General features: G+C 61.5%; 22 protein-coding genes and 1 pseudogene. 6 read left to right on the forward strand and 17 right to left on the reverse strand.

Features of this window, described 5'->3' with window-relative positions; translation table 11 throughout:
• Window positions 1-967 precede the first annotated feature (967 nt).
• The 4 genes from NKH04_RS30440 to NKH04_RS30455 are packed head-to-tail and all read right to left on the reverse strand — an operon-like array spanning window position 968 to window position 5283.
• Window positions 968-2053 carry an MBL fold metallo-hydrolase gene (locus NKH04_RS30440; protein ID WP_353045437.1) on the reverse strand — a complete coding sequence of 362 codons (1086 nt, stop codon included), beginning with the start codon at window positions 2051-2053 and terminating at the stop codon, window positions 968-970.
• Entirely contained in the window at window positions 2041-2592 is a 552-nt protein-coding gene (locus NKH04_RS30445) for a hypothetical protein (RefSeq protein WP_352686501.1), read from the reverse strand. Before NKH04_RS30445 ends, NKH04_RS30440 begins: the two co-directional genes overlap by 13 nt.
• Before the next feature lie 38 nt (window positions 2593-2630).
• Window positions 2631-3080 (reverse strand): (2Fe-2S)-binding protein, encoded by a 450-nt coding sequence (locus NKH04_RS30450; RefSeq protein WP_353045438.1) that lies wholly within the window; start codon window positions 3078-3080, stop codon window positions 2631-2633.
• 13 nt (window positions 3081-3093) lie between these two features.
• The gene (locus NKH04_RS30455) at window positions 3094-5283 is read right to left on the reverse strand and encodes a xanthine dehydrogenase family protein molybdopterin-binding subunit (RefSeq protein ID WP_352618565.1); all 2190 of its coding nucleotides are present in this window, start codon (window positions 5281-5283) and stop codon (window positions 3094-3096) included.
• Window positions 5284-5452: 169 nt separating this feature from the next.
• Between NKH04_RS30455 and NKH04_RS30460 the strand changes: the two genes are divergently transcribed.
• The 5 genes from NKH04_RS30460 to NKH04_RS30480 all read left to right on the forward strand — a co-directional run bounded on the left by NKH04_RS30460 (window position 5453) and on the right by NKH04_RS30480 (window position 9883).
• Complete coding sequence (locus tag NKH04_RS30460; protein ID WP_353045439.1) at window positions 5453-6388, forward strand: LysR family transcriptional regulator; 936 nt, start codon at window positions 5453-5455, stop codon at window positions 6386-6388.
• A gap of 673 nt (window positions 6389-7061) precedes the next feature.
• Window positions 7062-8381 carry a DUF2130 domain-containing protein gene (locus NKH04_RS30465; RefSeq protein WP_352503774.1) on the forward strand — a complete coding sequence of 440 codons (1320 nt, stop codon included), beginning with the start codon at window positions 7062-7064 and terminating at the stop codon, window positions 8379-8381.
• A gap of 187 nt (window positions 8382-8568) precedes the next feature.
• Window positions 8569-8916 (forward strand): ArsR/SmtB family transcription factor, encoded by a 348-nt coding sequence (locus tag NKH04_RS30470; RefSeq protein ID WP_352473191.1) that lies wholly within the window; start codon window positions 8569-8571, stop codon window positions 8914-8916.
• Window position 8917: 1 nt separating this feature from the next.
• A complete protein-coding gene (locus NKH04_RS30475) occupies window positions 8918-9424 on the forward strand; it encodes an SRPBCC family protein (protein WP_352542528.1) in 507 nt (168 codons plus the stop codon).
• A 6-nt stretch (window positions 9425-9430) separates the two neighbouring features.
• The gene (locus NKH04_RS30480; protein ID WP_352473188.1) at window positions 9431-9883 is read left to right on the forward strand and encodes an MAPEG family protein; all 453 of its coding nucleotides are present in this window, start codon (window positions 9431-9433) and stop codon (window positions 9881-9883) included.
• 855 nt (window positions 9884-10738) lie between these two features.
• Here NKH04_RS30480 and NKH04_RS30485 read toward each other — a convergent pair.
• The 7 genes from NKH04_RS30485 to NKH04_RS30515 all read right to left on the reverse strand — a co-directional run bounded on the left by NKH04_RS30485 (window position 10739) and on the right by NKH04_RS30515 (window position 19196).
• On the reverse strand, window positions 10739-11617 hold the full coding sequence (locus NKH04_RS30485; protein ID WP_352542530.1) for an SMP-30/gluconolactonase/LRE family protein: 879 nt from the start codon (window positions 11615-11617) through the stop codon (window positions 10739-10741).
• 35 nt (window positions 11618-11652) lie between these two features.
• Complete coding sequence (gene kce / locus NKH04_RS30490; RefSeq protein ID WP_352542531.1) at window positions 11653-12615, reverse strand: 3,5-dioxohexanoate:acetyl-CoA acetone transferase; 963 nt, start codon at window positions 12613-12615, stop codon at window positions 11653-11655.
• Window positions 12612-13559 (reverse strand): 3-hydroxyacyl-CoA dehydrogenase, encoded by a 948-nt coding sequence (locus NKH04_RS30495; RefSeq protein ID WP_352816342.1) that lies wholly within the window; start codon window positions 13557-13559, stop codon window positions 12612-12614. Before NKH04_RS30495 ends, kce begins: the two co-directional genes overlap by 4 nt.
• Window positions 13560-13569: 10 nt before the next feature.
• Window positions 13570-14376: an SDR family oxidoreductase gene (locus tag NKH04_RS30500; protein ID WP_353023194.1), complete on the reverse strand. Its 807-nt coding sequence runs from the start codon at window positions 14374-14376 to the stop codon at window positions 13570-13572.
• Between the two features lie 13 nt (window positions 14377-14389).
• Window positions 14390-16462: an ABC transporter permease gene (locus NKH04_RS30505; protein WP_353045440.1), complete on the reverse strand. Its 2073-nt coding sequence runs from the start codon at window positions 16460-16462 to the stop codon at window positions 14390-14392.
• Complete coding sequence (locus NKH04_RS30510; protein ID WP_353023198.1) at window positions 16459-17997, reverse strand: sugar ABC transporter ATP-binding protein; 1539 nt, start codon at window positions 17995-17997, stop codon at window positions 16459-16461. The genes NKH04_RS30505 and NKH04_RS30510 overlap by 4 nt, the downstream gene beginning before the upstream one ends.
• A gap of 71 nt (window positions 17998-18068) precedes the next feature.
• A complete protein-coding gene (locus NKH04_RS30515; protein WP_352542536.1) occupies window positions 18069-19196 on the reverse strand; it encodes a sugar ABC transporter substrate-binding protein in 1128 nt (375 codons plus the stop codon).
• A 229-nt stretch (window positions 19197-19425) separates the two neighbouring features.
• On the opposite strand from NKH04_RS30515, the gene NKH04_RS30520 reads away from it, so the two are divergent.
• Window positions 19426-20106, forward strand: a complete 681-nt coding sequence (locus NKH04_RS30520) for a GntR family transcriptional regulator (RefSeq protein WP_352473177.1) — start codon at window positions 19426-19428, stop codon at window positions 20104-20106.
• Between the two features lie 41 nt (window positions 20107-20147).
• Here NKH04_RS30520 and NKH04_RS30525 read toward each other — a convergent pair whose 3' ends face one another.
• The 6 genes and pseudogenes from NKH04_RS30525 to NKH04_RS30550 all read right to left on the reverse strand — a co-directional run.
• Window positions 20148-20327: a hypothetical protein gene (locus NKH04_RS30525; RefSeq protein ID WP_352542537.1), complete on the reverse strand. Its 180-nt coding sequence runs from the start codon at window positions 20325-20327 to the stop codon at window positions 20148-20150.
• A 5-nt stretch (window positions 20328-20332) separates the two neighbouring features.
• A complete protein-coding gene (locus tag NKH04_RS30530; protein WP_352542538.1) occupies window positions 20333-20461 on the reverse strand; it encodes a hypothetical protein in 129 nt (42 codons plus the stop codon).
• 97 nt (window positions 20462-20558) lie between these two features.
• A complete protein-coding gene (locus NKH04_RS30535) occupies window positions 20559-20987 on the reverse strand; it encodes a nucleotidyltransferase domain-containing protein (protein WP_353045441.1) in 429 nt (142 codons plus the stop codon).
• A gap of 479 nt (window positions 20988-21466) precedes the next feature.
• Entirely contained in the window at window positions 21467-21643 is a 177-nt protein-coding gene (locus tag NKH04_RS30540) for a hypothetical protein (RefSeq protein WP_353045442.1), read from the reverse strand.
• 18 nt (window positions 21644-21661) lie between these two features.
• Window positions 21662-21892 (reverse strand): tyrosine-type recombinase/integrase, encoded by a 231-nt coding sequence (locus tag NKH04_RS30545; RefSeq protein ID WP_352542561.1) that lies wholly within the window; start codon window positions 21890-21892, stop codon window positions 21662-21664.
• 110 nt (window positions 21893-22002) lie between these two features.
• A pseudogene (locus NKH04_RS30550) lies at window positions 22003-22197 on the reverse strand (phage integrase N-terminal SAM-like domain-containing protein); the annotation flags it as partial.
• Window positions 22198-22250 lie beyond the last annotated feature (53 nt).

Consider the following 22250-nt stretch of genomic DNA (forward strand, 5'->3'; position numbering starts at 1 on the left):
CTTCAGGCACGGTCCGTTTCTGCACGGCGGCATCGCGGTTGAAGGCATCCAACAGATTGGGATCGCTCACCGCCCGATGGTGAGATGCCGCAAGAGGGCTCTGCGCTGGCAATTCCATGGCGGTTGAAGGGTGACGTGAGGCAGACGCTTCACTGCAAGCTGAGGGGTTCTCGGCTGAAGCCGGAAGTTGGGTTGGACGGGATCTTAATATCGCGCCTCCATTTTTCAGCCGCGGAAACAGCAGCCAGCCCGCCGCCTCAGGATCTTAGGACGCTGCTCGCCGTGAAAAGAACTGTTCCGGCATGTTCTGCCGGGCGATGCGCACCAGATCGCTAAGCGCCGAGCGGATTTGCGGCCAGGGGAACTCGGAGCATTCCCCCCAGGCCTTACCCTCGTGCAACACGGCCTCAAGCTTGCCCGCCACGCCGGCGACAGTCGTGGCAGGCGTCGTTGAGAACGCTTCCAGCAGATCCTTCGCCCGGTCGCCAGCCTCGCACTCGGCCTTGAGCGCGGCGGTGTCCGCTCCAAGCGGCCGACATCCTTTGCCCGCAGCTCAAGCGCCGGCAAATCTCCGCCGCCAGCCTCGCGCCGAAAGACTGTGTGAGATATCCGGGCTAGATATGCGCCACATTGATGCGCGCCTGCCTTGGGTGACTCCGAAGGCTGTGACAATCCACTTTGGTCTGCTACGTCGGTCCAGCATAGCTGCAGAAACGACTTCATGTCCAAGTTCACGCAGCTTGCGCGCGAAAGGCGTGATCTCACAGCCTCCATGCCAGCCGCCCGCCACGATAACAACGTTCGCCATCCGTCAACTCCTCGTCAATGCCCTGCCGTGGGGCACGTCAAGCCCTGCCGCCGTGCAATTGCGAAGGCTTTTGCTGTGGATAGGTTCTGACGTTCGACCATTGCCAATACCTGCTCAGGTTCGCAGGCCGTGAAGGTTGAATCCACAAACAGTATTGCGTTACAGCCCGGAGATATCCGGCTTGCCCTGGACGACGAATGTTTCGAGCATCGCCCAGCAATTGTCGCGCAGGTAGGTTTCGGTCCCGGCGAGCCTGTCGCGCCATTTCGTTAGCAGCCCATCATGCATCTGGGAGACCAGGGCCTGCTCATAGCCCTGATGAAGGTCCCAGGCTGTTTTGCCACTGCGCCCTGGCGGATGCTGCTTCAGGAAGGCGGGAAAGGACAGGCTCGCGTAGGCCTGTTCCGCCGCCTCGACGAGGTCCTTCACCAGTTCGACCTGGGTCTCGACATCCGCGCGGTTTCCAGGACGACTGACGTGGCCGGCGACCAGCGTCTCGAAGTCGTAGGCAAGAACAGCGCGGTGTGCTTCGACGAAGCCGGGAATATCGACGGCGACGCCGAGATTCTTGTAGGGCATCCAGCCGGGATAAACGACGTCGATGAACATCAGGGTCTTCTGGCGTGGCGCGAAGATGAAGATGTTGTCGATCGAATGGTTGATGCCCTTGTAGGCCAGTTCGAGGCGTTGGTTTCCCTGCTCAAGGGTATAGGTCGTTTCGAAGGTTACAGTTGGAGCCGGGCGCCGCTGGTCCTTCCGCGATGAGAGCAGTTCGGCTGTCCGGGCGTGGGCGACGATCGTAACGTCCTTTGCAAACAGATGCGCGCCGGCGATATGGTCGACATGTTCGTGGCTGTAGACCAGATGCGTCACCGGCTTGTCCGTGACGTCCGCGATAGCCCTAAAGTAGTTTTCCCCAAGGCTGGGTGGCGCATCGCAAGCGATCACCCCGGTCGAAGAGACAAGAAACATGGTGCTGTAGGCACCATCCGTAACCCAATAAAGCCCATCGCCAATCTGCTGGACAAGGTAGCCTTTGCCAGGGTCGACCACAGGTCCCGCACCAGGCGTCGTAGTCGTGCTGCTGGCCGCAAGGGCGGGATGAATGCCGCACCCGCAGAACCCGGCCCGGGCGGCTGTCGCACCGGCCACATATTGCAGGAAGTGGCGGCGACCTCGGTCGGCGGCGCCTTTGTTCAGTGTGTTGCGATCCGGCAGATCCTCAGGGTTGGCTATTTCGGACACTCAGCTCCGCTCCTCATCCAGGTTTCGGCATCCATCACGAATTCCTCATAGGGGATCGGCGGGGTCGTTCGTGCTTGCCCGGTCCGATCGGTACCTGGTGACCAGGCCCATCTCACAAGCGCCGATCTGAGATGGTTGATGACCTGATCGCCAGTGCGGTTTCCGTTGTGCCGCGGGTCTTTCAAATGTTCGCAGAGCTCATTTGTCGAAAGGCCGTCCCAGCCCATGCTGAGTGGCGCGAGGCGCCAGTTCTCGTCGGCGCCGGGGACGCCGCTGGCCGCATTGTTCGATTTTCCATGACAGGATGAACATGGCAGGCCCGCCGCACCATGATCCGCGGGTCCACGCGCCACACGAAACAGATGTCGATGCCGGTCGTCGCCCTGGCGCGGATAGTCAGTCAATGTGTGGCAATTCTGGCAACGCGGGCTTGTCATGACGCGGGCGACCGTCGCGAAGGCGTCGGCTGAGGCCGTACTGCTGCCGTTCGTTTGCGACCACAGCGGCTGCACGAACGCCGAGACGGCGGCAATCGTCACGCCGACGAGCGCTCCCAGCGCAAGCCGATGGCCAGTCATCACGCATCACCCGCAGCGTGATGCACCGCGGCGCGGATGCGGGCATAGGTGCCGCAGCGGCACAGATTGGTGATTGCCGCATCGATGTCTTCATCCGTCGGATGCGGCTTGTCGTTGATCAGCGCGGCGGCGGCCATGATCATGCCGGACTGGCAATAACCGCATTGTGGAACCTGCTCTGCGATCCAGGCCTGCTGCAAGGGATGCGAGCGGTTATCCGAAAGTCCCTCGATCGTCGTGACATGTTTGTCCTCAGCTTCACCGAGCGAAAAGGAACAGGAGCGCACGGGCTGGCCATCGACATGCACTGTACAGGCGCCGCAGGCAGCGATGCCGCAACCGAATTTAGTGCCCGTCAGGCCGAGGTGATCGCGCAATGCCCAAAGCAGCGGCATGTCCGGCTCGGCGTCGACCGTGACCGCGCGACCATTGACGGAAAATCGTGTCATTGCGTTGCTCCCGTCAGATCTGCTGATAGCCGCTACGCGAAATCGGCAGGGCTCGGATGCGCTCGCCTGTCGCGGCGAACACGGCGTTGCAGAAAGCGGCGTGCGTCGGCACGGGACCAATCTCCCCGACGCCTGTCGGCTTGGCGCCGCTCTCGACGAACCGAGTCGTGATGACAGGCGTCTCGGACACGTGCAGCGGGTCAAACTGATCGAAATTCGTCTGCTCGATCTCGCCGTCTGCGAAGGTTACCTCGGTGCGCAGGCCGGAAAGTCCCCAGACCACGCCGCCCTCGATGTTGGATTTGGCAATGCCTGGGTCGAGGGTCTGGCCGATATCGACGGCGCTCCAGACATGGTGACACTTGATGGTCTTGTCCTTGACGGAGAGTTCGACGACTTGCGCGATATAGCCGCCGAATGCTTTGGCGAGCGCCAGACCGCGGAATCGCCCCGCCGGTAATGCAGCCTGCCAGCCGCACAGCGCGCCGACAGCGTTCAGCACCGCGACCGCGCGGGGATCGGAAGCGGCAAGTCTCAGCCGATACGAAAGCGGGTCGGCATTGGCGCGGTGCGCCAACTCGTCGATGACGCTTTCCAGGACGAAATTGTTCGGTCCGTGGCCGGTCGTGCGCCAGACGGAAACCGAGAGCGGCGTATCGACGCGATGTTGTTCGACCGCATAGTTCGCAATGGCGTAAGGCGTCTCAGTCAGGCCCTCGACGGCCATGCCATCGTATGCCGCCGGCGGCATGATCGGCCGCGCCCAGTCGCCCTGTGCCTTGATGACACCGCGCGGGAATATGTAGAGCATGTGGGACGGCGAGACGACACGATGCGTCATCGCCGCCGGCAACCCGTCATTGCCGAGAGACGCCTTCACCGCATGGACCATTGGCGGGCGGTAGGCGTCGTAGCGGAAATCCTCTTCCCGACTCCAGATGACCTTGACCGGGCGGCCGGCGGCCTTTGCAACCAGGATCGCGATCTTCGCGAAATCCGCGAGCAGCCGCCGCCCAAAGCCGCCGCCCAGCAACGTTCTGTGGATGATGATCTGGTCGTCGGCGAGACCCAGCATCTGCTTGGCGACAGCGTGGGTGATCTCGACGCCCTGTGTCGGGATCCACAACTCGCACCGATCGTCCGTCACATGGGCCGTGCAGTTCATCGGCTCCATCGTCGCGTGCGCCTGCACCGGGATTTCGAAGATAGCCTCCAGCGGGCTGTCGGCAGCCGCCAGAACGGCAGAAGCGTCGCCCGCTTTGACTTTCGTGTCGAACGACGTGGATTTCAGCAGCGCGCTATATTCGGCCCTTTGGCCACTGGTTGAATATCCGGCGAGTGGACCCGGCTTGAATGTAAGCTCTGCGCCATCGAGAGCCCGCTTCGCCGTCCAGTAGTCATTGGCAACGACAGCGAGGCCGGACGGAATTTCGACGACGGCAAGCACACCGCGCTCAGCCTTGATCGCCGTTGGGTCGAAGGCCGCCAGCGATCCCCCTTGCGAAGGAGCGCGGCGGATGGCGGCCACCGCCATGCCGGGCACTTTCACGTCGATGCCGAAAATCGCCGAGCCATCGACTTTCGAGGGTATGTCGACGCGTGGCTGCGGCTTGCCGATCAGTTCCAAGCTGCTTGTCGGCCTGAGATGAGGATCCTTTGGGATATCGAGCCTTGCCGCGTCAGCGGCAACCGAACCAAAACTCACCACCCGGTCAGTCGGATCATGATGGATGCGGCCCTGGTCGACGCGAAGGCTCGCAGCGGCAACCCCCAGACGCGTCGCGGCCGCGCCGACGAGCATCTCGCGTGCGGCGGCGCCAACGGTGCGCATGATCGGGAAGAAGGTCGAGATCGATTCGCTGTTGCCGGTGAACATCCATTGATATTGCGGGTGCCGGTATGCGGGATCGAAATCGGCCCATTCAAGCGCGACGCGCGACCAGTCGGCGCCGAGTTCGTCGGCGAGCACCAAAGGAAGGGTGGTTTGGATGCCCTGTCCCATTTCCGACTGGGAGAGCATGATCGTCACCATGTCGTCTGGATCGATGCGCAGCCAAGCATTGATGAATTTGTCGGGGAGTGAAGATGCGGCCCGCGCTTTGACGGTGACCTGCGCCGACAAGAGCAGAGCGCCGGTCGCGACCAGCAATTGCCTTCGATCCAGCGATCCGACCTTGGTCGGTGCGCCCAGTGGACTATCCATCAAGTTCAGCGATCCCTTCTTGCGACCGGCCACTGCCACGACCGAACCTCTCGCCTTCGATCATAGGATGGGTCATTATTCGTTCAACTGAAATCGCTGGATATGTGATATGAACAATTCGGATATCATGGCCGAACAGGATGGCTGGTGCAGCAAGTAGGAGATGCAGTTGACTAGCAAAGCCAACACCGATCAGCAGAAACTGCGCCGGCTCGACTTCACCATGCTGACGATCTTTCGGGATCTCGTTCGATTGCAAAAGACAACGCTTGTTGCGGCTACGCTGGGTGTCAGCCAGTCTGCCGTCAGCCATGCGCTGGCTCGGCTACGGGAACTCTTCGGCGATCCCCTGTTCGTCAGGCGCCCGAACGGTCTGGAACCGACACAGCGTGCCTCACAGCTTCTCCCACAAGTCGAAGTCATTCTTCGACTTGCCCAGGATGCACTCAAGGTTCCCACGCACTTCGACCCCGAAACATCCACGCGCTCGTTCCGGCTCGCCGGCAACGACCTTGTCGGCGCCGTGATTGCCCCGCCGCTGATAAGGACGTTGCGTGCCGAGGCACCTGGATGCCGGGTGGCGTTTCAATTCGCTGTCGGAACCGAAAGCCTGAACGCCCTGCGCACCAACGAAATGGAGATGGCGATCGGGCGCGTCTGGGATCTGCCCGACGAGTTCCGGGCCGTGCCAGTCTTCGAAGAAGACTTTGTCGTTGTTGTCAGGAAAGACCATCCGGTCGCTCACGACGCGGCGATGTCGCTCGAAGAATACCTATCGCTCGATCACATCCTCGTCTCATTCAGGGGTGGATTTCATGGGATGGTCGATCAGGCTCTGAAGAAGCGCCGGCTTCGGCGCCGGGTTGTCGCCAGCGTCCCGATGTTCATGACGGCCATGGGCGTTGTGGCGAGCGGCGATCTCTCTTCAACGGTCCCGGCCCGGCTCGCCGCCAAATACGCCGATCAGTTCGGGCTTGCGGTCCTGAAAACGCCACTCGCCATTGATCCGTTTACGTTCAGCCTCGTGCGGCATGCACGATCGACGTCGGACGTTGGCCTGGATTGGTTGTCGGCAAGGATAATCGAGAGCGCCTGCCCGCCCTGACCCAAAAAGGAATAAGAGGAAACCATGGCCTTGTTTGGGATTTGACGCACACCGGACTCTTGGTCACGCTGGACCGATGACAAGGGGCGTGCTGCTGGACCTCGCAGGCGTCAACCATGGTGGTAAGACCGCTATACTAGGCGAGGTCGACGCCGTCGCGCAGTTGCGGCAGTCCGGTTTGGCCGACGCATAGTAAGCAATGCCACGCGCTCTGCTGGTTTGTCTACGCTCTTATAGCCGTGCAGTACGAAAACTACAACAAACTTGAACATGTTAGTGGCAGCGCAATCGTACAAAGACCGGCATTGGGAAACAACAGTAAAGGTCGCCTGACAAACTCCCAATTTGTAGGTCACAGGTTCGATTCCTGTGGGATCACCACTCAGTCACAGCAAATATGGCCCAAGCTAAATTAGAGCAAGGCTAGGCGATTCCGTTACCGGCCATTCTGGTCGGTGACCCACGAGCTTTCAAAGCAGCCATCAGCATAGGCCCGACCGAAAACTCCCGGGCCCTCGCCTTCTCAGTCAGCACGCGCAGATACATCGCCGATCACATGGACTTCATGGAGCCGCAGAAAATTGGTTCACTTTTTGTTCTTTTCCGAAAACGCGTGGCGAGATATATAGTCTGGCGTGTCCTTTAACTGATTCCTCAGGGAGGCAGCGCGCAGATGACCGTCCAGCCCATCAATACCATGCTGCAGGGGGACAGGATTCTCAATGAACCGACAATCAGCTGCCCAAGCTGCAAGACGGAAATCAAGCTCAATGAGTCGCTCGCGGCCCCTTTGATTGCCGCCACGCGTGAAGAATACGAAATGCGCCTGGCGCAGAGCAAGGCATCGATGGCTGCCAGAGAAGAGGAGCTCAAGCGCCAGCAGGCCGAGATCGTCGCCGCCAAAGAGGACATCGCCAACCAGGTGGCTGGGCAAATCAAGCTTGAGCGTGCCGGAATCGCGGTCGAGGAAGCCCGCAAGGCAAAATTGCTGCTTTCGGTAGACCTGGAGGACAAGGATACGAAGCTTGCCGAGCTGGAGGCGACGTTGAAGGCGCGCGACGAAAAGCTCACCGAGGCCCAGCAGCAACAGGCGGAATTCCTGAAAAAGCAGCGTGCGCTTGACGACGAAAGCCGGGAGATGGCGCTGACCATCGAAAGGAAGATCCAGGAGGGGCTGGACGCCGTTCGCGTCAAGGCGAGGTCGGAAGCGGAAGACGGGCTCAAAATGAAGGTCGCGGAAAAGGAAGAACAGATCGCAGGCATGCAGCGTCAGATTGAGGAGCTGAAGCGCCGTGCGGAACAGGGTTCCCAGCAGCTGCAGGGTGAAGTTCTGGAGCTTCAGCTGGAAGCCCTCATTGCCGGCCGGTTCCCGATGGACGTCATTGAACCGGTTGCCAAGGGTGAGTTCGGCGGAGATGTCCTGCACCGCGTCGTCGGACCGGCCGGCCAGCCATGCGGCGCCATTTTGTGGGAATCGAAACGCACCAAGAACTGGAGCCAGGGTTGGTTGGGGAAGCTCAGGGCTGATCGGCGGGCCGCAAAGGCGGACATTGCGCTTATGATCTCGGAAGCTCTGCCTGCCGGTGTGGAAACCTTCGATCTTCTGGACGGGGTCTATGTCGCCCATCCCAAATGCGCGATGCCGATCGCAATCATGCTGCGACAATCACTCATCGAGCTGGCGAACTCCCGCCTCGCCCAGGACGGCCAAGCCACTAAAATGGAGCAGGTCTATGGCTATCTGACCGGTCCGCGGTTCCGCCATCGCGTCGAGGCCATCGTCGAAAAGTTCTCTGATATGCAGGAGGACCTGGCCAAGGAACGCAAGGCCACAACACGCCTGTGGGCCAAGCGGGAGGCTCAAATACAAGGCGTAATCGAGTCGACCGCGGGGATGTACGGCGACTTGCAAGGCATCGCTGGAAAGGTGATGCAAGAAATTGACGGCTTGCAGGTCCTGGCCATTGAAACATCTCCGCCCGGTGCCGAATAGGCAATCGGTATGCAGCTCAACAGGAAAACGATTGGCAATCTGGAGCGGCTTCCCCAGACATACCCATCGGACTCCTCGGATAGGGTAAGCAAAAGAAGCCCGCCCACCCGAGGCAATCGTCGTGCCTAGCCGACAGCCTCTTACCTAAGGTCTTGACTCGTTAATCGCCATATGGCTATATAGTCATATGGCAATATATGGACCCACCGGCGACCGTCTGAGCAAGGCATTCTCGGCCCTCTCCGATCCCACGCGACGCGCGATCCTGGCCCGCCTTGCGACGGGCGAAGCCACGGTGTCGGAACTGCTGGCACCATTCGAACTCAGTCAACCCACGATCTCCAAGCATCTCAAGGTGCTGGAGGATGCGGGTTTCATCGAACGCGGACGTGATGCGCAGCGGCGACCGCGCAAGCTGGTGACAACGGCTCTCAAGGATATTGCCGACTGGGTAGAGCCGTTTCGCAGCCAATGGGAAGACAGGCTCGACAATCTGGATCGCCACCTCGAAAAAATGGGCAAAAAGGAGAAGTAGCATGCTGGCAGGGATCGCGAACACCGACCTGATACTCGACCGGGACAAGCACACGATCATTCTGACGCGCGTGCTTGCTGCGCCCTGTGAACAGGTCTTCGAGGCATGGACGCGGCCGGAGCATGTGGCATGCTGGTGGGATCCATCAGGCGAACCGCTCGCACAATGCGAGATCGACCTGCGTCCGGGAGGGGCCTTCAGGTTCGTCAACCGGCACCCCCCTGGCGCCAACCAGTTCGCTGGCGTCTATCGCGAGATCGCACCGCCGCGTCATCTCGTCTTCGAAGCAATGGGGGCGATCGGGCGTGTCATTCTCGACGAGACTGGCGGCAAGACGTTTCTGACGGTGAGGATCGAGTGCGGCTCGGCGGAACGGTTGGAGCAATATCTGAAAATGGGCATCGACACCGGAACGGCCAAGACATTGGACAACCTTGCCGCACATATTGGCGCGATGGCACAACGGACATCCAGCTCTCCGTCAACTGCTCCGAGCAGCGGCGAGTAATATTAGATGCAACAATCAATCTGGACAGCGGCAGATGCGGCTCTGGTGGCGTATGCCATCACCTGCGTCGTTCTATGCCTTAATCTTCTGATGCTCTGGGCTTCCAGCGGGGCGATCCGCGCGAAGGGTGGCGTGGCAATCAATCCGGAGGATGGGGCTCGCTATGGTGTACCCGTGTCAGAAATTGACCCGCCAACTGTCGCGCGGCTCCTGCGCGCACACCGCAATGCCGAGGCCACGATCTATCCATTTCTGCTGCTGGGCCTGCTCTTTGTTTTCACGGGAGGAAAGGCAGCAATTGCAATTCCCATTTTCGCAATTTTTGTAGTCGCCAGGATCGTACATTCGATAGTCTATCTGAAGGCCATGCAGCCTTGGCGCACGATCGCTTTTGCAGTCTCCCTGCTCGCAATCGTTGTCCTGATGGGCGCCGTAGTCCACGATTTGCTCTTTGCCTGAGGTAGAACCGTATGTCAGTACCGAAAGCTCCAATCCTGTCGTTCACGGACGTCGTCGCCATCGAGGCCTGCGTGTCGACTAGCGAAAGACTGACGAGGACGTCTGTTTGGGGTCGAACTTGCCTATTGGGAGAGCGGACATTCGCGGACCGCCACACTGCTATAGTCAATGCTATGGATCGACTCCAGCACCTGGTGCACGCGCGGCGGCCGTGATGATTTTGTCGGGATCGTCGGTCCAGACGAAGGGCTATGACTGCAGCTTGTGGTCGATGACGAAGCGGTTGATAGCGGAAACCAACCTGCCCTCAACACAGGACTGGTGATAGCCGGCGCACCGCCTGTCGTGCTGCCGCCATCGGTGCTCTTCGTTTTCTGAAGCGCTTTTTCGTGGACTCAATCGTAAGAGCATCGTCAGGGCGACCTGCGGTTTTCCACTATTATGATCGGCTCGTGCCCGAATTTTCTACCAACGTCGCCGCGATTCGAGTATTAGGTTCGACTTATGGAGCGTCGACACGCCATCCGAAGGATCAAGGACGGGCTTTGGGAGGTCTATGACATAGACAATGAAAAGGTTGCCTTCGTGGACAGCGTAGCTCTGACCAATTTGCGGGACGAAGAGGCACTCGATGCATTGGAGTTGCTAATGGGTGGATTTCTTGTTGCGAGCAGGTTTCCAAGGCTCGCTTGATGGTTTCTCCAGGAACGCGCACGTCAGGCGAAAGCGCCTCAAGCCTCTCATTGTGGGTTCCATCAGAACCGCAGGGCACGAGTTTCCAGCGCCGGTTGCCCTGCGGCGGGAGGTTGGGGTGGCACCAAGCAGGCAGGAAGGACATCGCCATTACGCACCGATTTACGCGGCAAATCTTGGCTCGGGAACTCCCGTCACGCCGAGGCCGGTGATGGCAAAAAGGCTGCCTCGTAAAACTCCGTCGCCCGGAAAGCGCGGCAGCGGCGGCTTGGCCATCGAAGTGACGTACAGGGTGTCGAGCCTCGGCCCGCCGAACATGACGCTGGTGATCTTCTTGACGGGCATGTCGATGATGCGATCAACGCTGCCGTCGGGCGCGTAACGCACCAGCCTGCCGTCATAGACCAGCGCGTTCCAAAGGAATCCTTCCGCATCGACGGTCGAGCCGTCAGCCGCCCCGCCCCGGCTGGTATCGACACGCGTGAAGGTGCGCCGGTTGGTGGCGGCACCGGTTGCGATGTCGTAGTCGTAGGCCCAGATCTCGCCGGTCCAGGTGTCGGCGAAATAAAAGGTGCGGTCGTCCGGGCTCCAGCACGGACCGTTCGAGCAGATGATGCCGGAATCTATTCTGGTAACCGAGAAATCCGGATCGAGCCGGTAGAGTCCGCCGGAGGGTCCCTCTTCCATCGTGTCCATTGAGCCGGCGAAGAAGCGGCCGCGCCGGTCGACCTTGCCGTCATTGAGCCGGTTCATCGGCCTGTCCGGCTCCGGATCGTGAATCGGCGTCACCTCGCCGGTGGCGAAATCAAGCAGATGGAAACCGCGCTGCAGCGATACCACCGCGCCACCTCCGTCCTTGCGCAATGCCATCGAACCGATCTTCATCGGCACGTCCCAGCAACGGATCTCGCTCCCGTCGGCGGTTGCCCGAAACACACGCCCGTCGAAACTGTCGATCCAGTAGAGGCGCTCCTGTTCAACGTCCCACAGCGGTCCCTCGCCCAGCGTGGTCTTCACGTCCACCACGACTTCGATCTTCATGCCGTCCTCCTCTGTTCGAACCTTGCAGAAACCGGTCAGAACGCGACCTGATCGCCGCCCTTCAATGACAGGATTTCGCGGGCCTCGTCGGGCGTTGCCACTTCCATGCCGAGGCCTTCGACGATCTTGCGGGCGAGCACCACCTGCTCGGCATTCGACTTGGCAAGCCTGCCCCTACCGGCCCAAAGACTGTCTTCGAGCCCAACGCGAATGTTGCCGCCAAGCGCTGCCGATTGTGCCGCGATGCGCAACTGGCTGGCGCCCGCACCCAGCACCGACCAGCGGAACTGGTCGCCGAACAGGCGATCGGCGGTGCGCTTCATATGGGCGACGTCTTCCGGGTGCGTGCCGATGCCGCCGAGCAGGCCGAACACCGACTGCACGAAGAACGGCGGCTTCACCAGCCCGCGATCGGCGAAATGGGAGAGGTTATAGAGATGGGCGATGTCGTAGCACTCGAACTCGAAGCGCGTCCCATTGTCGTAGCAGGTTGCCAGTATGTATTCGATGTCCTTGAACGAGTTGCGGAAGACCAGATCACGCGTCGCTTCCAGATGCGGCTTTTCCCAATCGAACTTGAACGTCTCGTATTTGTCGGCGAGGTGATAGAGCCCGAAATTGATCGAGCCCATGTTGAGCGAGGCGACCTCCGGCTTGAATTGGGCGGCGGGGCGCACACGCTCCTCCACCTTCATGTACGGACTGCCGCCGGTGGTGATGTTGATGGCGGCATTGGTGCCTTGCTTGACGCGCGGCAGGAAACGCGCGAACGCCTCTGGCGTCTGGTCGGGCTTGCCGGTCTGGGGGTCGCGGGCATGCAGATGCAGGATCGCCGCACCCGCCTCCGCCGCCGCGATCGCCTCGCGCGCGATCTGGTCCGGCGTGATCGGTAGATAAGGCGACATAGTCGGCGTGTGGATCGCCCCCGTCACCGCGCAGGTGATAATGACCTTGCCGCTGGGTTGCTGGGCGCCGGGCTTGCGGCTTGTTTGCGTCATTGTCCAAACTCCTGATCCGACTTTTTCTTGTGCGCCGCCAGCGCCATCAGCCGGCGGTCGCGCCAGACCTGCCGTTCGCCGAGTTCTTCCCGCGGCAGGCGCTTGCGGCGCTCGGCCTCGATCGTCTCCATGACCTCGCCGGCCCAGTCGACGCGGCGCAGCATCTGCGGGAAGATGTTGGAATAGATCGCCTGATAGCGCTCGACATAGTCGCGCACACCACCGGGTGCATTGAGGTCGACCGTCTCGAACGGACCCATGAACGACCAGCGCAGCGCCAGCCCGTCGCGCAGGCCAGTGTCGACGTCCTCGACGCTGGCATAGCCGTCGGCGACGAGCCGAAACGCCTCCTCCAACAGCGCGCCTTGCAAGCGGTTCATGATGAAGCCGTCGAGCTCGCGCTTCATCACCAGTGGCGCATGGCCCGCCTCGACAAGAAACGCGCGGGTCCTTTCCACCGTTTCGGCGGAGGTCCATGGCGCCGGCACCACCTCCGCTGCCGGGATGAGATAGGGCGGATTGATCGGGTGCACGACGAGGCAGCGATGGCGCCCCTCAAGATGATCGGTGAATCTCGACGGCAACAGCGCCGAGGTGGAACTGGCGATCACCGCCTGCGGACCGGAAAGTGCGTCGATGCGGGAGAACACGTCACGCTTCACCTCGAGGTTTTCCGGCGTGTTCTCCTGGACATGGACGGCATCGGCCAGGGCCTCGCCAAGCTCCTCCACAATGGTGATGCGGCCAAGCACGGTATCGACCGCCTGTCCCCGCAGCAGATCGTTGGCGGCAAGGTCGCCGAGCACCCCAGCGATATAGTCGCGCGCACCGCTGGCCGCGGCCGGCGCCTGGTCCCACATGCGCACATCATGGCCGGCACGAGCGAAGCTGATCGCCCACGCTCGCCCGATGAAGCCGCTTCCGACAATTGCTACCTTCGCCATGATCTCCCCCTCAGAGTGTCTCGACGTTGCCGTCGACGCCGAGCGACTGGCCGGAAATGTTGATGCCCGCATCGGAAAGCAGGAAGGCCACCATCGCCGCGACATCGTATGGGCTGGTCATGCGGCGCAGCGAGATGTTCTGCAGATAGCGTTGTGTCATCTCCTCGTTTGAAACGCCGAGCTGCTTTGCCCGGTCGGCAATGACCTTGTCGATGCGCGGCCCTTCGATGATGCCGGGCAAGATGGCATTGACCCTGATCCCATGCGGTCCGAGTTCCTTGGCAAGGCTCTGGGTCAGGCCGACAACGCCGAACTTGGCAGCCGAGTACGGCGTGCGGAACGCGTAGCCATGGCGGCCGGCGGCCGAAGACATCGAGACGATCGAGCCGCCGCCCGCCGCCTTGATCAGCGGCACGGCACGGCGCGCGCACAGGAACTGGCCGGTCAGGCAGATATCTATGCAGCGCCGCCAGTCTGCCGGATCGATCTCATCGACCCCGCCGGTCGGCCCGGCAATGCCGGCATTGTTGATCAGGGCGTCGAGCCCGCCGAGCTTCTCCTTTATGGTCTCGAACAGCCGGTCGACATCGTCGTCGCGTGAAACGTCCGCTTTGACTGCGCCGGCGAGTGTGAGCCTCTCTGGAGCGTCGGCCAGCGCCTCGTCGGAAATGTCGCAGATCACGACACGCGCGCCGAGCCTCGACAGCGTCTCGGCAATGGCAAAGCCGATGCCGCCGGCGCCCGCCGTGACCAGCACGCGTTGGCCTTTGAGCCCGGTCAGGAATTCGTCCGCCGATGCCGGTGCGCTGGAGCTCATTATTCCATTCCTTTCATTGAATCCGCCTTTCGCGCAGCGCCATGACCGCAGCGAGCACCACCAACCCGAACAGGATCGCCCGCGTTGCATAAGGCAGCGTCGTACCGGCGAGCAGCATCTGCAACGCCGTCAAAAGCAGCACGCCCCCCAGCATTCCGAGATAGTGGCCGCGCCCGCCGGTGATCAGCGCACCGCCGACGACGACTACGGCGATCGAGGGCAGCAGACAGTCGTCACCCATGCCGAGGCTGGCCTGGCCGGAAAAGCCGGTCAGCATGATGCCGACGAGCCCCGCGCAGACCGCCGACAGCACATAGACGAGGATGAGCGTGCGCCCGACCGCGATGCCGGAGAGCTGGGCCGCGCGCAGGCTGTTGCCGATGCCATAAACCCGGCGGCCAAAAGGGGTGCGGCCAAGCAGCAGCACGGCAAAGACGACGAAGGCGATCATGAACAGCACCACCGGCGTCACAACGAATACCTTCCCGGTCATGAACCAGCGCAGCATCGGCGAGGAGAAGCCGGCCGGCGTACCCTGCGAGTAAAGCAGCGCGACGCCTTGCAGAATGCCATTGGTGGCCAGCGTCATCACGATGGGCGAAATGCCGAGGAAGACAATGCCGATGCCGTTGGCAAGACCGATCAGGCAAGCTGTGAGCAGCACCGCCGGCAGCGCATAGGCAAGTGCACCATCCGAGCCGTTGACCATGCCGGCAAGCAGGATGCCCGAGAGACCGATCGTCCACGGCACCGACAGGTCGAGCCCGCCGGTGAGGATTACGCTGCCTTGCCCAAGCGCCAGGACGGCGAGGAAGCTCGACAGCACGAACAGCGAGTTCCAGTAGGTGACGTTGACGATGGCGCGTCCGAGCCAAATCTGGGTGACGATCACGACGACGGCCAGGCAGACATAGGCCGGCAGCGCATAACGCAGCGTCTCGGCATTGCGAATATGGAAGGCCGGCTGCGGCGCCTGCTGATCGTCGGTGCTGCCACTGGCGATCCTCAGCCGCCGGTCGGTGCGATCGATCTGCGAGGGCAGCATTCCGGCGCGCCATGCGGCCGACCGCGCCCGCAGCGCACGCAGTTGGCGGGCGAGCACGGAGCCATGCGACAGCGAGCCGGCAAGCACGGCAAGGATCAGGATCGTGCCCTCGGCGATCGTCGAATAATAGGCCGAGACGTTGAGTACGAGCAGGATGTTGACGACCATCATCAGGATGTAGGCGCCGAAGACGGTACCAACCGGCCCGCCTTGACCGCCGCCCAGCCTTGTACCGCCGACGACGACCGCCGCGAACATCGACAGCAACAACGGGTTGCCGACTAGCGGATCGCCGCTGCCCGTCTGTGCGCTGATGAAGACGCCGGCGAGCCCGTAGCAGCCGCCGGCTATGACATAGACCAGGAAGCGCACGAGAACGACGCGCACGCCGACTGAAGCGGCCGCGTCCGGATCGCTGCCGACGGCATAAAGCGCCGTCCCGAAGCGTGTGCCTTTTAGCCAGAACCAGCCGAGCAGGACGACGCCGATGGCCACCAGTGGCATCGGTATCCAGCCGGCGATAGCATCACCGAGATAGAAGGCGCCAAGATCGGGCGAGACGAAGCCGCCCGGCTTGTCCATGACCAGCAGTGTTACCCCCTGCAGGATGAACATGGTCGACAGCGTGACGACGATTGGCTGCATGCGCAGGACGGCGATGAAGAAGCCGTTGAAGGCGCCGACCACCATGCCGACCCCAATTCCGGCCAAGGTCCACAGCGCGACACTGGTGCCGGTCGCCATCGGATCCATACCTTTTGCCAGGACGACATTGACCAGCGAGATCACCGCGCCGGCGGACAGGTCGAAACCGCCGGACAGGATGACCACCGTCTGGCCGATCGCCGCCAGCGCCGAGGTGGCGCCGCCGCTGGAGAGAAACGAAATGTCGAAATAGGTGAGCCGCCCGGCACTGACCAGATCGACGATAAGCAGGAGCACCGCAAAGACGATCGCCGCGATGATCGCGCCGCTGTGCCGCGCGAGAAGCCGCGTCAATGTCGCGGCCGGTGCCGCGGCGGGCAAACTCGTCACGCTCATTCCGCCGCCTCCCGGACCAACTCGCCTTGCCCCAGCGCCGGTCGCATGATCGCGCCTTCCGTGATGTGGTTGCCGGCAAGCTCCGCCACCAGGCGACCGTCATAGAGGACGAGCACTCGGTCGCATTGATGGACCAGCTCGGGAATTTCGGTTGAATGCAGAAGGATCGAGCCGCCGGCCGCCACATAGTCGCGCATCGTCACATAGAGCTCGTGCTTGGTGCCGACGTCGATGCCGCGGGTTGGGTCGAAGAGCAGCAGGATGCGGCTCTCGGCGACCAGCCATTTAGCGATGGCGATCTTCTGCTGGTTACCGCCCGAAAACGCCCCCGCCCTCGTCCACATGGCGCGGTGGTCGACCTCGACCGCCGAGAAGGCGGACTGGACGGCCCGCGCCTCCTCGTGCCTGCTGATCAGGCCACATCGGGTAAAACGCGCGACGACCGGCAGCGATACGTTTTGCCGGCCCGAGAGCTTCAGGAACAGGCCTTCGGTCTTGCGGTCCTCCGGCACCAGCCCGATCGCCATGTTGGCCTTGAGCGCATCGGCGGGCGAGCCGAGCCACACTTCGCGCCCGTCGACCAGTATATGGCCGCGCTCGATCTCTGCCATGCCGAAGCAGGCGAGGAACAGGTCGAGCTGGCCCATGCCCTGAAGCCCGGCAATGCCGAGAATCTCGCCCTTGCGCAGGTCGAAACCGACGCCGTCGAGCTTCATGCCGGTCTTGAGATCGCGTACGCCGAGCACCGGCGGACCGAAGACCGCCTCGCTTTCGGGTTTCGGCGGAAAGGTCTGGGCGATGCTGCGACCGATGATCTTTTCGATCACTTCTCCATCCGGGACGTCGGCCACCGGCGCCGTCACGATGTGACGGCCGTTTCTGAGAATGGTCAGCGTGTCGCAGAAGGCCCGCACCTCTCGTATGCGGTGGGTGATGAACACGACCGTCGTGCCGGCGGCCTTAAGTCGCGCGATGATGCCGCCCAGCCACTCGACATCGCCGCCCGACAGCGTCGAGGTCGGTTCGTCGAGCAGGAGGATGCGCGGCTTGCGATAGAGCGCGCGCGCGATTTCGATCTTCTGGCGGACGGCGAGATCGAGGGTCGCGACCTCGGCATCAAGATCGACCGAAAAGCCGAGATCTGAAATGTGCTGGCGCACCGCCCTGCGCGCGCTCGCCCGCCTGATCAGGCCGCTCGGGCCGACAGGCGCGTAGGGCAGCAGCATGTTGTCGAGAACGCTGAGATCGCGCACCAGCGTCATTTCCTGGAAGGCTGTCTGCACGCCTTTGGCGTGCGCGGCGCGCGGCGAACCGAGTGGCGCCGGTTCACCAAGAACGGTGATTTGCCCTTCGTCGGGCCGCACCAGTCCCGACAGCAGCTTGACGAGCGTCGACTTGCCGGCACCGTTTTCGCCGAGCAGCGCGTGCACGCTGCCCGAAACGATCTCAAAGGAGACGCCATCGAGGGCGACCGTCGCACCAAACGCCTTGCGGACGCCCTCTATGCCGACAGCTGTCGATTGCGCTGACATCATGATCCCAGTCCCGGCCTGCACGGGGTGCGTGGGAGGGCCTCCAAAGCACCCCACGCCCCATTCGGAGAGCCTTACTCCTCGGGCTGGCCGACAAGGGCGGCCGCGAGACCGATTTCAGGTGTCTGGTCGGAGAAGATCGAGGCGAACCAGCCGGGGTTGGAGACCAGCGACGGTTTGAAGGCGTTACAGCCAGCCTTCATCTCTGCCCAGGTGCCTTCGTTACAAAGCTTTATCGTGTCGTTGGTGACGACCGGCAGTGGCAGGATCGTCTTCTTGGCAACCTCCTTGCCGTCAAGTGCCTCGACTGCAAGCTTAAGGGCAAGCGCGCCGGAATAGGGCGGCGATGCATAGGAGATACGCGGCGCGCCGAGCGGCGCATAGGGAGAGGCTGCGCCCTCGACCTCCGTGCCCTCCGGCAGCATCTGGATGCGCCCGCCATTGGAGCCCTCGCCGGCGCAAGGCAGCAGTTCGCTGCTCTTCTTGCCGGCCTCGAGCTGCATGGAATTGGCGGTGAAGCAGCCGACCTGCATCCACAGCCCATTTATGTCGTCCCAGCTGCGCGTCGCCAATATCTTGGAAAGTTCGGTGCGGGCCACCGCCTGGCTCCACATACCGACAGCCTCGCCCACGATCTTGATGTCGGGATGCTTGGCAAACACCTCCTTTGCGGCCTTGGTGCGCAGATCGTCGACCGAGGTGCCGGGAACGCCGGTCACTGCGATGATGTTGCCCTTGCCATTGAGCTTCTTGACCAGCCACTCCGCCGTCACGCGGCCAGCCTCTTCCTGATCGATATGGACGTTATAGGCGCAGGGCTCTGTGATCTCGGCATCGTAGGCAAACACCTTTACCCCCTTGTCGCAGGCGTTCTTCACCACCTGGTTGAGCGCTGTCGGCGAGATCGGGAAGATCACGATGGCTTCGGCACCTGCCTGCACCATCGCGTTGATCTGCTGGATCTGGCGCTGTGCGTTCGGCCCGGCCACCTGAACCTGGAGGTCGACCTTGTCGGCCATGCTCTTGTGCGACGCCATCGCCTTGACCATGTTGGCGGCCTCGGCCTGCCAATCATTGCCGATGAAGCTCATGCTGAGAAATATTTTGTGCTTTCCGGCCGCCTCGGCCGCCGACATCCCAAAGGCGCAAACAGCCATGCCGGCAAGCAGCGCGAGCCGCCGGGCTTTCGATCCGATACCCATTCGAAACTCCTCCCAATTCAGACGACCAAATGCCTCCCAAGGGCACGAAACGTGCTCCTTGTCATTCGATGCAGCTGACCGTATCATGATTTGATCAAAGATCAATGATGAAGTGCTAATGGGTAAAGCCGGATACGCCGGCGCTTGACGCGGCAATCCGAACCTTGCATTCCGGGCACAGGCGCCGGGTAGGACAAGAGCGTCGCCGTTTGGGGAAAGGTAGGCACAGATGGCTGGGGCGGCATTCAGGAAGCCGGGCGTCGAGATTACGCCGCTGTCCAGGGAAACCCTGCAGGACAGGGTCTACCGGCACGTCACCGAGTTGATCCTCGACGGCAGTATCGTTCCAGGTGAAATGGTGACGGTGCAGAGCCTCGCAGACGCTTTCGGCGTCAGCCCGATGCCGGTTCGCGAGGCACTGCGGCGTCTGAGCGCCGCCAACGCATTGATGGTGGTTTCTGGCCGTTCGATCGGTATCCCGGCATTAAGCCGCGCGCGACTCATCGATCTCAGGAACGTCAGGTTTGAGATCGAGGCGATCGCCGCCGCATGGGCGGCCGAGCGAATGGACGATCCCAGCGTGGCGCTGCTGCGCCAGCATCTGGACGCACTCGAACAGGCCAATGCCGCCGGCGACGTCAAATCCTACCTCAGGGCCAACTACGCCTTTCATTTCTCCATCTATCGAGCCGCGGGTTCGGAAAACATGCTCAACATCATCGAGAACCTGTGGCTGCAGATCAGTCCCTATTTCAACATGCTGCACGATTCTGGAAACTATTCGACCGCCAACCAGCACCATCAGCAGATGTTTGCAGCGCTGCGAGACCGCAACGCGGAAGCTGTCCGGGCCGCGGTTCGCGCTGACATCGACGCGGCTTTCACAGTGCTGATCAAACTGCTGAAGTAACATTCAGGTCGCCATAAGCGACATGCCGCCTCCATTGCTGATCAGACTTCCAGTTCTTTTTCCGCCCACTCCGCGAACTCTTCCAACTTGTCGAGCAAGCTCTCGGCTTCGGGTAGTGATTTTGCCCTGATTCCGTATTGAGCTTCGTCCTTCTCATGGAGAATGCTCCGCAACCGGCTGGCCTGCGCTGCAGGAAGGCGATTTCCAAGCGCATCGCGCATGGTTTTCACCACGGCCGCATGATCCGCGCGGTTGATCGTTCCTGCAAATCGGGCAGTGAGCGCACGGCGTATGCTATTGCCGCATTCACGATCTGCGACATAGCCGGATTGCCGATGTTACCCGTTTCAGACATTGCACCTCCAAACGGGCAGCCTTCAAATATGAGCGGGCGATGCGCAATCGCTCCTCGCCAAAGCCTGTCTCGACTACTTTCGTCGCACCTCTTCTGGTCATGCCAACGCCTTCTGGCGAGTTTTTGTTGCGAGTTCGTCCGGGCGTGGACCCAAGACGAGCAGGGCATTTGCTTCGACGCCGCCCCACCAAGGGTCTCCCGTGCTCGACAGCCTCGCCACATCCTGCGGAGTGAGTCCCACCACCGAGGGATTGAAGCCAAGCTCTTCACCGTGGGTCACCAGTGCCTCACGGATCTCTTGGAGCGCGCTTTCTAGCTTTTCGGATGGCGTAACCACTGCGATGTCGAGATCGCTGTCTGGACGGTCCTCGCCCCTCGCCACGCTGCCGTAAATCCAGGCCGCGAGTACGTTCGGCCGAACTGCGGAGACCGCCTCAGTGACTAAAGCGCGAATGTTGGAATACCTAAGCGCCTCCTGCTCAAAGAGGGCTTCCAGTGATGTCGCCAGTGGATGGCGATCATTCAACCGATAAAGACGAGCCCTGCCCGTTCCCTCTGAAGATACGATGCCAATCCCCTCCAAGGTTGCGAGAGCAGACCACACGCTTGCCCTCGCAAGCCCGCTACGAGCCGCAAGCACGTCGACTGCCGGATATCAAATCTGATGTTTTGTTTTCTAAACAGATGTCCTGTTATCTGAGCCTTGGCGGCTGCTGCGCCGCAATCACGAATGTATCCGAAAGATGTTGATCGCCACGTTCATCCAGTCCATCGTAGGAGCAAGAGCAAGATGCCGCTCTATCTTATCCATTTCATTATCTTTTTTTTGCTTCAGTCCGTCCAATGCCCGGTCGGAAAGACTGAGTATTTCGTCAGACGGCGCTTACTCAGACATAACCTATTTTACGATTGCGCCGCCGCGACCGAAAGCCATTTGGCCACATCACATCTCTCAATGCACACACAGTGCACACGAAAGCCAACGCAGGGCCAAATCATGAGTCGTTAACCGGCGAGGACGGCTTGGCGGTAGGTCGGGTTCATGAGGTCTTTGAGGCGCTTACGCTTGAGCGAGTTTGAAGGCTCGCGACGGAGCATGTTGAGCACCCCGCGGCGGATCATGGCGAGGTTGCGCGCCGAATGGTCTTTACGGACGCGGCTCTCGTCTTTGCCGTGCGACAATCAAGGCAACACGCGCTCTCAACTTGATTGTCGCGCGGCACTGCGTCCCTTGCCCTGTTCGACGCAGATAAGCATGCGTGTCGAGTCGATGTCGTCGATCTTGAGTTGCGCGACTTCGGACACGCGCAGGCCCGCGCCATAGGCGACGCCAAGTGCCGCCTTGTACTTGATGCCTTGATGCTGGATGCGGCTTCGAGCAGCCGCGCCGCTTCCTCCACGCTCAGCACGTCGGGCAGCTTGCGCTGACACCTCATGATCACCAGCGCACGCGCCAGATCCCGACGCTTCAGCGTCACGAGGGACAGGAACGGCAGTGCCGAGACCGCGCCATTGATCGTCGCAGAGCCGACGCCGCTCTCATGCTGATGCAGCTGGAATCGACCGATGTCCTCAGCCGTCGCAGTGTCGGGCGAGCGGCCAAGGAACACAGCGAAGCGCCGGACGTGACGAACGTAGTCCTGCTGGGTATGGGAGCCCAGGCCACGCATGAGCATGTCGTGCTGCATGCGCTGGCGAAGCGGAGAGATTGGTGCATCGGTCGACAGGGTAGCCATGGCGAGTTCCTCTCGCGAAGGCAGAAGTTAAAGGTTCAAATCCTGTCGGGTGC

It is taken from the genome of Mesorhizobium sp. M1365, assembly GCF_040317865.1.
Taxonomy (GTDB): Bacteria; Pseudomonadota; Alphaproteobacteria; order Rhizobiales; family Rhizobiaceae; genus Mesorhizobium.